8 protein-coding genes and 1 pseudogene are annotated in these 11,294 nt (G+C 74.5%); 5 read left to right on the top strand and 4 right to left on the bottom strand.

All coding sequences use genetic code 11. From position 1 onward, the window contains the following. The first annotated feature begins 37 nt into the window (after nt 1-37). Entirely contained in the window at nt 38-400 is a 363-nt protein-coding gene (locus ACFYYR_RS09720; protein WP_388849154.1) for a transglycosylase family protein, read from the top strand. On the opposite strand, the gene ACFYYR_RS09715 is transcribed toward ACFYYR_RS09720, so the two are convergent. From ACFYYR_RS09715 to ACFYYR_RS09705, 3 genes and pseudogenes are all read right to left on the bottom strand, one after another. Continuing rightward, nucleotides 397-1,092 carry an ABC transporter ATP-binding protein gene (locus tag ACFYYR_RS09715; protein WP_388849151.1) on the bottom strand — a complete coding sequence of 232 codons (696 nt, stop codon included), beginning with the start codon at nt 1,090-1,092 and terminating at the stop codon, nt 397-399. The two genes, ACFYYR_RS09720 and ACFYYR_RS09715, sit on opposite strands and share 4 nt — an antisense overlap. Before the next feature lie 154 nt (nt 1,093-1,246). Next, nucleotides 1,247-4,054: an ATP-binding cassette domain-containing protein gene (locus ACFYYR_RS09710; RefSeq protein WP_388849148.1), complete on the bottom strand. Its 2,808-nt coding sequence runs from the start codon at nt 4,052-4,054 to the stop codon at nt 1,247-1,249. A 149-nt stretch (nt 4,055-4,203) separates the two neighbouring features. Next, nucleotides 4,204-4,755, bottom strand: a pseudogene (locus tag ACFYYR_RS09705) (hypothetical protein); the annotation flags it as partial. A gap of 271 nt (nt 4,756-5,026) precedes the next feature. Between ACFYYR_RS09705 and ACFYYR_RS09700 the strand changes: the two are divergent. From ACFYYR_RS09700 to ACFYYR_RS09685, 4 genes are all read left to right on the top strand, one after another. Next, a complete protein-coding gene (locus tag ACFYYR_RS09700; RefSeq protein WP_388849145.1) occupies nt 5,027-5,536 on the top strand; it encodes a hypothetical protein in 510 nt (169 codons plus the stop codon). A gap of 16 nt (nt 5,537-5,552) precedes the next feature. After that, complete coding sequence (locus ACFYYR_RS09695) at nt 5,553-6,875, top strand: ABC transporter substrate-binding protein (protein ID WP_388849142.1); 1,323 nt, start codon at nt 5,553-5,555, stop codon at nt 6,873-6,875. Nucleotides 6,876-7,038: 163 nt separating this feature from the next. Next, the gene (locus tag ACFYYR_RS09690; protein WP_388849139.1) at nt 7,039-8,310 is read left to right on the top strand and encodes a glycosyltransferase family 4 protein; all 1,272 of its coding nucleotides are present in this window, start codon (nt 7,039-7,041) and stop codon (nt 8,308-8,310) included. Then, nucleotides 8,307-9,278 carry a hypothetical protein gene (locus ACFYYR_RS09685; RefSeq protein ID WP_388849136.1) on the top strand — a complete coding sequence of 324 codons (972 nt, stop codon included), beginning with the start codon at nt 8,307-8,309 and terminating at the stop codon, nt 9,276-9,278. Before ACFYYR_RS09690 ends, ACFYYR_RS09685 begins: the two co-directional genes overlap by 4 nt. Nucleotides 9,279-9,471: 193 nt before the next feature. Here ACFYYR_RS09685 and ctaD read toward each other — a convergent pair whose 3' ends face one another. Further along, nucleotides 9,472-11,163, bottom strand: coding sequence for a cytochrome c oxidase subunit I (gene ctaD / locus ACFYYR_RS09680; protein ID WP_388849134.1), 1,692 nt, complete (start codon nt 11,161-11,163; stop codon nt 9,472-9,474). Nucleotides 11,164-11,294: the final 131 nt, after the last annotated feature.

Raw genomic sequence — 11,294 nt, 5'->3', positions numbered from 1 at the left:
CCACGGGCCCGGCGTCCGGGCGTGCGTAGCGTGTGACATGTCGCACATCCGTGGTGTCGCACCGCTGGTCGTCACGCTCGCCGCGCTCCTGGGGCCGCTGCCGCAGGCCGCCCGGGCCGAGTCCGCCCCGCCCCGCAGCCGCACCGGTCCGCCCGCGGTGGCCTGGGACCGGCTGGCGCAGTGCGAGAGCAGCGGACGCTGGGACGCCAACACCGGCAACGGCTACTACGGCGGGCTCCAGTTCGGCCGGCAGACCTGGGAGGCGCACGGCGGCCGGGCGTACGCCCCGCGCGCCGACCTCGCCACCCGCTCCGAGCAGATCAAGGTCGCCGAGTCCGTGGTGCGGGACCGGGGCTGGAGTGCCTGGCCGAGCTGTTCCCGGCGGGCCGGGCTCGGTTAGGGACCGGACGGCCGGCCGGTGGCGCTCCACGCTTCCGGCCACTCCGCGGGCTCGCCCGCGAAGACCACCCCGCCGCGGCGCAGCTCGTACAGCACCCCGGTCACGGCGCGCAGCGCGGGCGGAAGGGACTGTTCGGCCACCACGACGGTCCGCCCCGCGGCCGTCGCCTCCCCGAGGAGCGCGCAGGTCCGGGCCGTGGCCGCGGGGGACATGCCCTGGGTGGGCTCGTCCAGGAGCAGCAGCCGGGCCGGGGAGTGCAGCGCGCGGGCGACGGCGAGCATCCGCTGCTCACCGCCGGACAGGGTGCCCGCCCGGCGCCCGAGGAGCGGCGCCAGCGCCGGATACGTCTCCCGGGCGCGGCCCGGGTCCGCGCCCGGCGGCAGGACGAGCGCCAGATTCTCCGCCACGGTGAGGGAGCCGAACACGGCGCGCCGGTCGGGCACCAGCAGCAGTCCGCGCCGGGCGCGTTCGTGCGCCGACAGCCGGGTGACGTCGGTGCCGCGCCACTCCACCCGGCCCGCGGCGAGCGCGACGGTACCGGCCAGGGCCCGCAGCACCGTGGTGCGTCCGGCGCCGTTGCGGCCGAGGAGCACGGTCAGCCGGGCCGCGGGAACCGCCAGGTCGACGCCGTGCAGGGCCTCCAGCGGGCCGTAGCGCACGCGCGCGCCGTACAGCGCGATGTCGACGCTCACGGGGCGGCCCCGTTCCTGCTGCGCCCGCCGTCGGGGCGTGGCCGTCCGGGCGCGGGCGCCGGGTCCGTTCGCGGTGGGGTCTCGGTCATGGTGCGGAGCCCTTCATGGTGCCGCGCCGTTCACGCTGCCGCGCCGTTCCTGGTGGCTGCTCCGTTCACGGTGCGGCCTCCGCGAGGACCCGGGCCGCCGGTCCGGCGGCGACGATGCGGCCCGCCGCCATGGCGTACACCGTGTCGGCGAGACCCCCCACCAGGTCGAGATCGTGCTCGACGATCAGCAGCGCCGTCCCGTCGGCGGCCAGCGCCCGCAGCACCCGGGCCAGCGCGGCGACTTCGGCGGTGTCGAGACCTGCCGCGGGCTCGTCGAGGAGCAGGGTCCGCGGGCCGCCGGCGAGGGCGCGGGCCAGTTCGACCCGGCGCAGGGTGCCGGTGGACAGCCCGGCCGCCGGCCGGTCGCGCACCGGACCGTCCAGGCCGAGCAGTCGCAGCGCCGGTTCGACGGCCGCGGGGTCGCGCACCCGGCCCTGCTCCGCGCCGATCCGGACGTTCTCCAGGACGGTGAGGGCGGGGAAGACGGCGAGTTGCTGGAAGGTCCGGGCCACCCCGAGCCGGGTGCGGGTGTGACCGGGGCGCCGGGTGATGTCCCGCCCGTCGAGCAGCACCAGCCCCGACTGGGGTCGCAGGGTGCCGCAGAGGCAGTGGAACAGGGTGCTCTTCCCGGCGCCGTTGGGCCCGATGAGCGCCGTCACCCGGCCCGGGGCGACGGTGAGGTCGACGCCGTCGAGCGCGGTGAATCCGCCATATGTCACGCGGATGCCGCGGGCCGTGAGCCGCCCCGGGCGGGGGCCCGCGGTGGTGCCGCTCCGAGGCCGCCGCGGGGTGATGCCCGGTCCGGTGCCCGATCCGGTGCCGGGTGCGGGACCCGGCGGCGGGCCGGGTTCCTCCGGTCCGGGCCGGTGGGGGAGGAGCGAGCCGTCGGACCACGGGCGGGGACCGCGGGGCCGCGGGCGGCCGGCGCCGGCCCCCGCTGTCGGCGTCGCCGGCACCGGGGCGGCCGCCCGCAGGCGGGCCGCGACGCGCTCGCCCAGCGGGGTCAGCACCGCCGGGCCCCGGCCGTGGAACAGCCGCGCGGCCGTGGAGCGGACCGCGCCCGGCAGCCCGTCCGGGAAGCGGACCAGCAGGACCGCGAGCAGCCCGACGGCCGCGGCCGCGACCCCGCCCCGCGCTCCGGCGTCGAGCCCCACCAGCAGCACCGCCGCGGCCATCGCGCCCAGCAGACTGTCCGCGCCGAGCACCACCACGGCCGCGAACCAGAGCAGGCTGCGCACCGGGTCGTACGAGGCCGGGTCGAACGCCTCCGCCCCCATGCCCAGCATCCCGCCGCCGAGGGCCGCCAGCGCCGCACCGGCGACGAACGCCGCCAGCTTCAGCTCGGGAACCGGGACGCCGGCGGCCGCCGCCCCGGGCTCGTGGTCGCGCATCGCGGCCAGCGCCCGCCCCGCCCGGCCCCGGCGCAGCGCCGCGACGGCGGCCAGGGCCCCGCCGAGCAGCACGAGTTCCAGCAGGTAGTACGCGCGGTCGCTGCTGAAGCCGGCCGGTCTGCCGAGGCTCAGCCCGGCTGTGGCGTACGGCTGCGCGAAGACGAAGCGGCTGACCGCCACGCCGATGGCGAGGGTCACCAGGGCGAGGGCCAGGCCGCGTCGGCGGATGGCGGGCCACCCGGTGAGCAGTCCGAGCGGGGCCACCAGGAGGACGGCCACCGCCAGGGCGGGCAGTTCGGGCAGCAGCGGCAGCCCGGGGAAGCGCCCGGCGGCGAGCAGCGCGGTGAACAGCGCGCCCAGACCGGCGTAGGCGGCCTGTCCGAGGGAGATCTGACCGCCCGTCCCGGTGACGACGACCAGCGACAGCAGCACGACGGCCAGCCCCGGCACCTGCATCGCCGTCTGCAGGTCCCGGCCCGCGAACCCCAGCGGCAGCAGCAGGAGCACCCCGCAGACCAGCCAGGCAGTGGTGGCGTGCCGCCCCGTGAGCCGGGCCACCGGAGCCCGGCGGAACGGCCCTCCGCCTCCGGTGTCCTCCGGACCGCCCTGCCCCACGGCCCCGCCGATCCCGGGCACCGCGAGCGCCGCGATCAGCAGCGCGACGACGAACAGATTGGCCCCCACCGCCTGGAGCAACGGCGCCGTCCAGCCCTCCGGGTGCACCTGGGTCAACTGGCTCTGCGCCACCCCGATGCCGAGCGCCACCCCCACGGCCACCGGCAGGCTCCGCATCCCCGCGGCGACGGCCACCGCCATCACCTCCATGACGAGGAGCGGCAGCCCGTACGGGTCGAGCCGGACGTACGGGGCGAGCAGCACCCCGGTCAGCCCCGCGGTGAACGCGCCGAAGGCCCAGCCCGCGGAGGCCACGCGGTCCGCGTCGACGCCGCCGAGGACCGCGAGCCGCCGGTTGTCGACAACGGCCCGCAGCTCCCTGCCGAACCGGGTCCAGCGGGTCACCGCGCCGACCGCCGCGGCCAGCAGGACCGCGGTGCCGAGCTGTACCCACGGGTCGGCGGGCAGCAGGTCGGGGGCGTCCGCCTGGGCACCCGTGCCCCACAGCAGGGTGGCACCGCCGACCAGCAGCACGAACACCCCGAGCGAGGCGACGAGCGTCGGGGCGGGGCCGGCGGTGCCGAGGTCGCGGGAGCGGGCGAGCGGACGGAAGACGGCGAGGTCGGTCAGCAGCCCCAGCACGGGCGCGACGACCAGCAGGCTCACGGCGGCGGCCACGGCGAGCGGCCAGTGCCACACGACGGCGAACTGCCGCATCGCGTACGCGGTGACCATGGCGACCGCGCCCTGCGCGAGGTTGAGCACCCCGGTGGCCCGGTAGGTGACGATGAGCCCGATGCCGGTCAGGGCGGCGGCGCTGCCGACGGCGATCCCGGCGAGGGTGAGCTCGTAGCTGAGCGACCCCACGGTCAGGCCTCTCCCGGCGGGCCGGCCGGCGGACCGGAGCCGGTGCCCCGGCGGGGCTCACCGGGGGCCGGCCCCGGTTCGGTCCCCGGTCTCCCCTCCGGCTCCGTGCCGCCCGGGCTTCCCTCCGCATCCGTCGCCGAAGCCGACTCCGGCCCCGGACCCCCGACGGCGAGCTCCGGCTCGCACACCGGACAGGGAGTCGTCCCGGCGTCCTCCCTCGCCGCGGTGGCGGTGATGGGGAGGGCCTGCGGTTTGCCCGCGACCAGTGGACAGTCCGGCCGGTGCACCAGCGTGCCGCCCGGCACCGCGAGCAGCTCCGCTGTCGCCGGGCCGGATGCCTCCCGCACGGACGCCGCCGGCCCGTCCTCCCGGACGCCGCCGGCCGTGGTCCCGTTCCCGTCCTTGCCCCGGGTGTCCGTACCCCCGGCCTCCTCGGACGCGACGAGCAGCCGGTACAGCTCCTCCACCCGCTCCGCCGCGAGGCCCTGTTCGCCCCGGGCCAGCAGGACCGCGCCTGCCACGATCAGCGCCGCGCCGGGCACCGTGCACGAGGCCAGATACGGAATCTGCCGCTCGGCGAACCGCTCCCCGGACACCCCGTACCAGCCCACCGCGCACAGCACCGCCCCGCCGGCCAGCACCGGCCAGCCCGCCCAGTGCAGCGCGGTCCTCGCCCGGCCGCGCTGTCGTGAGGTCCGCATCCGGCCCCCTTGAGGTCCCCGGTGGCTGAACTTCGGGCTCGGGCATCGGCTACGGCACGAGGCACGAGGCGCCGGGCGGCGCCCCGGCCCAGCGCTCCGGGCGCGCGCCCGCGCACAGGGGCCCGGAGCGCAGCGCCCGATGGCCCGGGCCGAACCCGCCAGCTCGGTAACCGGCGGTGTGAATTGCCTGATGAGTTGCACTATGCCCCGTTGGGTCACACTCTGAAAGCATCGGACAGACAGGGGTCGACGACACCTGGTGGTGAGCCGGATGGTGCTCGACGGACATGCGCGGGCGGCGGCGTGGACGGCGGCCGGGGTCCTCTTCCTGGGCGGCGTGGCGGTCGGCTGCGGGAACGGCGGCGGGGGCTACGGCGATTCCTCCCCGACGACCAGCACCGCCCCGAGGACCACCGGGCCGAGCGACCCCCAGGGAGCCGAGAAGCAGATCAGGCAGAACTGGGAGAAGTTCTTCGACCCGGCCACCTCGGTCGACGAGAAGGCGAAGCTGCTGCAGAACGGCGAGGATCTGCGGCCGCTGCTCCAGGCCTTCAGCGGCGATCAGCGCGGCCGGCAGGTGGCGGCGCAGGTCACGAAGGTCAGCTTCACCTCGGCCACCGCGGCGGACGTCACCTACAGCCTCACCCTGCAGGGCCGCACCGCGCTGCCGAACGCCTCCGGCAGCTCCGTCGAGCAGGGGCAGGTGTGGAAGGTCTCGGTGAAGACGCTCTGCGCCCTGGTGGCGATGAGCGGCAATGACATCAAGGCGCCCGGCTGCTGACCGGAGCCGGTGGGCAGTGCTTCTCGCGGTGCTGCCGGCGGGTCTGCTGGCGGTGCTGCTGGCCTTCACGGCGGCCTGCGGCAGCCGGCTGCCGGAGAGCGACTTCCGCGACCGCGGGACGCCGGGGGAGTCGTTGTCCCGGGAGCCCGCCGGCCGGGCGCCGGTCAAGGTCGGCATCATCACCAGCGCCACCAGCCCGGTCGGCGGCGCCGCCTTCACCGGCCCCCGGGACGGCGCGCGGGCCTACTTCCGCTCGCTCAACGCGCACGGGGGGCTCGGCGGCCGTCCCGTCCAGGTCGTCCCCTGCGACGACGGCGGCAGCGGCGTCGGCAACAACGACTGTGTGCACCGGCTGATCGACGAGGACAAGGTCTTCGCCCTGGTGGCCACCACCGCGCTGGACTACGCCGGCGCCCCCCGGGTCAGCCGGGCCGGCGTCCCCGACATCGGCGGCCAGCCCATCGGCGCCGCCTACGACACCTACCCGCACCTCTACGGCATCTACGGCAGCCAGGCACCCCGCAAGGGCGGCGAGCCGGGGTGGGGCGGCACCCTCTACGGCGGCACCGAGGTCTACCGCTACTTCAAGCGGGAACAGGGTGCCCGCACCGCCGCCGTCGTGTTCTACAACCAGGCGGCGTCGGCCGCCTACGCCCGCCTCGTCATGCGCGGGCTGAAGGCCGAGGGCTACCGGGTGGTCCCCGAGGAGGTCGACTTCGCGCTCCCCAACTTCCCGGCGGTAGCGGCCGACCTGCGCGCCGCCGGAGCCGATCTCGTCTTCGACGCCATGGACACCCACGGCAACTCCCGGCTCTGCCAGGCGATGGACCGGGCCGGTGTCGAGGTCACCGCCAAGGTGACCAACGTGCAGAACTGGTCCGATGCCGTGCCGGAGGACTACCGGGACGCGCCGGCCTGCCGCAACGCCCTCTGGGCGACAGGATCCAGCCGCAACTACGACGACACCGGCCAATCCGCTGTTCGCATGTTTCGTGACGGAATGCGCGGACAACCCGGCGGGGACACCCTGTCGCAATGGCAACTGGAGGGATGGGCCGCCGCCATGTGGTTCACCGACGCCGCCCGGTCCTGCGGGGACCGGCTCACCCGCGCCTGCGTCGAGCGCTTCATGACGCGCGACGAGCCGTACACGGCGCGCGGGCTGCTGCTGCCGGTGTCGTTCACGCCGTCGGCCGAGCCCCCGAAGACCCGGCGGGCCTGTCTGTCCGTCGCTCGTTGGAGTGACGACGCCCGGGGTGGCGCCGGTGGCTGGACCACTCAGGGTGGTGAAATGACCGACAACTGCTTCACGGTTCCACAGCTTCCGTACAAGCCCTGATGCGGGCGGAATCGAATAGGTTCCCGACGTTCACTACCGATATCGCATCACTTCTGGAACGAGACGGTGATAGAGACCAACCCGTAGCCGGAAGGTGCGGTCTTACCAATCGGTAGGCGGACGAGACGGGCTGTCCGCAGGGAAGCGTGGGATACGGGGACGGATGCACATCTCATTCCTGATTCATAATGCGTACGGCATCGGCGGAACCATCCGTACAACGTTCAACCTGGCACAGACACTCTCGGAACAGCACGACGTGGAGATCGTCTCGGTCTTCCGGCACCGTGACGAGCCGGTGTTCGACCCGGGGGCGAAGGTACGGCTCAGCCATCTCGTCGACATCCGCAAGGACACCGACGGCTACGAGGGCGGCTGCCCCGAGCACCGGCGACCGGCGAGGGTCTTCCCGCAGGCGGAAGGCCGCTACCAGCAGTACAGCGAGCTCACCGACGAGCGCATCGCCCGTCATCTGCGGACGGTCGACGCCGATGTGCTCGTCGGCACCCGGCCCGGCATCAATGTGCACATCGCCCGGCAGGCCCGCCGCGGCCCGGTCCGCGTCGGCCAGGAGCACCTGACGCTCGACAGCCACTCGGAGGCCCTGCGCAAGGAGTTGCGCGGCCTGTACCCGCGGCTCGACGCCGTCACCACCGTCACCGAGGCCGACGCCACCGCTTACCGCGGGCGGATGCGGCTGCCCGGGGTCCGGATCGAGGCGGTGCCCAACAGCGTGCCCGCGCCGGCCGTCGAACCGGCCGACGGCACCCACAAGTGGGTCGTGGCCGCCGGGCGCCTCGCCAAGGTCAAGCGCTACGACCTGCTCATCCGCGCCTTCGCCACCGTCGCCGCCGAACGCCCCGACTGGCGGCTGCGGATCTACGGCGGCGGGGCCGAGAAGGACAAGCTGCGTGCCCTGATCGACGAGCTCGGCCTCTACAACCACGTGTTCCTCATGGGCCCGGCCAACCCCATCGAGCCCGAGTGGGCCAAGGGGTCGATCGCCGCGGTCACCTCGAGCCTCGAATCCTTCGGGATGACCATCGTGGAGGCGATGCGCTGCGGGCTGCCGGTGGTCTCCACGGACTGCCCGCACGGGCCCGGCGAGATCATCGACAACGGGGTCGACGGGCTGCTGGTGCCGCCGCGGAACGCCGACGCCGTCGCCGCGGCACTGCTCAAGCTCATCAACGACGACGAGCAGCGGCAGCGCATGGGCCACGCCGCCCTGCGCGGCTCGGCGCGCTTCGACCCCTCCCGGGTCGCCGGCCGCTACGAGTCGCTCTTCGGCGACCTGGTCGCCAAGTGCGGCCGCGGCAGCGCCCGGACCCGGCTGCGCGGCTCCCTGCACCGCACCCAGGGTGCGCTGCTCGGCGGCGCGTACGCCGTCCGGGACGCGAGCCGGGGCGCCCTGCGGAGAGGCAGCCCCGCATGACCGCCGCCTCCGGACCGCCCGCCCCCACCCCCGCCGACCGGTCGGCAGAGACCCAGTTCCGTACCGAGAAGGAGCCCATCGCCGTGACCGTCCTTCCCGTGACCCTCGGCACGGGTACCCCCGACGCCGACTGCATCGCGGACTCCGCGGGCGGTCTCACCTTCGACATCGCCGCGCCCGCGGGCCCGCCGGCCCCGGACGGCTGGGACGCCGCGCTGGTCCTGCGGCGGCGCGGCGGCGACGGTGCCGCCGACGAGGTGCGGCTGCCCCTGGTCCATGCCAACGCCAGCCGGCTGCGGGCCGTGCTGCCCAGCACCGTTCCGCTGCCCGAGGGGCGCTGGGACGCCTCCGTGGCCCTCGGCGGCGGCGAACCGGAGCGGCTGGCCCCCGGCATCCTGGACCTGCGCTCCCTCGTCGACCGGCGCCCCGACCCGGACCGGCCCTCGGTGGCCGTCCGCGTCCCGTACGCGACCAAGCACGGCAACCTCTCCGTCCGCAGCTGGCACCGGACCCCGCACGCCGAGGCCGGGGAGATCCTGCTCTCGGACGGGGCGCTGACCGTCCAGGTGCGGCTGTACGGCGTGACCGCGGGCCGGGACGCCACCGCCGAGGCCCGCTGCCGCCGGGACCCCTCCCTGGTGCGGACGGCGGACGCGTGCGCGGAGAGCGCCGTCCGCGGCGGGGACGGCGACCGGCACCTCGCCTTCACGCTTCCCTTCAAGGAGCTGTCGGAGGCCTGGGAGGGCGGCGCCGACCGCTGGGACCTGTGGCTGCGCCCCACCGCCGGCGCCGAGCCGGTGCGGATCGCCCGGATCCTCGACGACGTGCCGGACAAGAAGCACATCTTCACCTACCCGGCGCAGCCGGTGACCGCCCCGCACGGCCCGGCCGAAGTGGGCCCGTACTACACGGCGGACAACAACCTGTCCGTACGGATCGGCCCCGTGGACGGCTCCGCCGCTGCGTGATCCTCGTCCGGGGCGGCATGCACCGCTGCCCCGGGCCCGTCCCGGTCCCGGCTCCGGGACCGCGGGCGCCGGGACCCACCGGGCCCCGAGCGCCGGCCCCCGGACCGCGGGCGCCGAGGGCGGAAACCCACCGGGCCGCGAGCCAATCGTCCCGGACCGCGCCGGGGCCGGTCCGCTCCGTGGCCCGCCGGTCCTACTCCTCCCACTCGGCCACCGCGCGCTCCCGGCCCGGCGGGGACTCCTCCAGTTCGGCCACCTCGGGGTGGTGCAGATCGAACGCGGGCGACTCCGAGCGGATCCGCGGCAGCGTCACGAAGTTGTGGCGCGGCGGCGGACAGGCGGTCGCCCACTCCAGCGACCTGCCGTACCCCCACGGGTCGTCCACCGTCACCGGCCGGCCCTCGCGCGAGGTCTGCCAGACGTTGAGGAGGAACGGCAGGGTGGACAGGCCGAGCAGGAACGCCCCGATCGTCGAGACGGTGTTGAGGGCCGTGAAGCCGTCGGCCGCCAGGTAGTCGGAGTACCGCCGCGGCATCCCCTCGGCGCCCAGCCAGTGCTGGACCAGGAAGGTCGTCTGGAAGCCGATGAACAGCGTCCAGAAGTGCATCTTCCCGAGCCGTTCGTCGAGCATCCTGCCGGTGAACTTCGGCCACCAGAAGTAGAAGCCGGCGAACGTCGCGAAGGCCACCGTGCCGAAGACCGTGTAGTGGAAGTGCGCGACCACGAAGTAGCTGTCGGTGACGTGGAAGTCGAGCGGCGGGGAGGCCAGGAGGACGCCGGTGAGCCCGCCGAACAGAAAGGTCACCAGGAAGCCGACCGCCCACAGCATCGGCGTCTCGAACGACAGCGAGCCGCGGATCATCGTGCCGGACCAGTTGAAGAACTTGACGCCGGTCGGGACCGCGATGAGGAAGGACAGCAGCGAGAAGAAGGGCAGCAGCACCGCGCCCGTCGCGAACATGTGATGCGCCCACACCACCACCGAGAGACCGGTGATGGCCATGGTGGCGGCGACGAGCGTCACGTACCCGAAGATCGGCTTGCGGGAGAACACCGGGAGGATCTCGGTGATGATGCCGAAGAAGGGCAGCGCGATGATGTAGACCTCCGGGTGGCCGAAGAACCAGAAGAGGTGCTGCCACAGCAGCGCACCGCCGTTCTCCGGCTGGAAGATCACCGCCCCGAAGCGGCGGTCCGCCTCCAGGCAGAGCAGCGCGGCCGCCAGCACCGGGAACGCCATCAGCACCAGGATCGAGGTGAAGAGGGTGTTCCAGGTGAAGATCGACATCCGGAACATCGTCAGGCCGGGGGCGCGCATGCAGATGATGGTGGTGATGAAGTTGACCGACCCCAGGATCGTGCCGAACCCGGCCAGCGCCAGTCCCATGACCCAGAGGTCGGCTCCGATGCCGGGCGTCCGGGCGGAGCCGTTCAGCGGGGCATAGGCCGTCCAGCCGAAGTCGGCGGCCCCGTCCGGCGTCAGCAGGCTGCCCAGCACCATCAGTCCGCCGAACAGGAACAGCCAGTACGACAGCATGTTCAGCCGGGGGAAGGCCACATCGGGGGAGCCGATCTGCAGCGGCATGATCTCGTTGGCGAAACCGGCGAACGTCGGGGTGGCGAAGAGCAGCAGCATGATCGTGCCGTGCAGGGTGAACGCCTGGTTGAACTGCTCGCTGGAGACGATCTGCAGGCCGGGACGGGCCAGCTCGGCGCGCATCAGCAGCGCCAGCACGCCGCCCACCAGGAAGAAGGCGAACGACGTGATCAGGTAGAGGTGGCCGATCTTCTTGTGGTCGGTGGTGGTCAGCCAGTCGACGGCGATCTGTCCGGGGGTCCGCACCGGTGCGGGGCCGACGCTCGCCTCCTCGGTCCGGCTGCTCATCAACGCCCCTTCACCCGTCGTGGCGCGGGCCCTCCGGCCGTCGCTCCACGGGAACGTTATGCCCCCTTCGCCTGGTTCGCCCGGCAGCACGCCGCAGCGGAACGCCGGTCCACCGGGCGGGAGCCACCGGG

The organism is Streptomyces sp. NPDC001922 (assembly GCF_042891165.1).
Lineage (GTDB): Bacteria > Actinomycetota > Actinomycetes > Streptomycetales > Streptomycetaceae > Streptomyces.
Note: the sequence above shows the minus strand (reverse complement) of the source record. Positions and strands in the feature narration are given on the sequence as shown.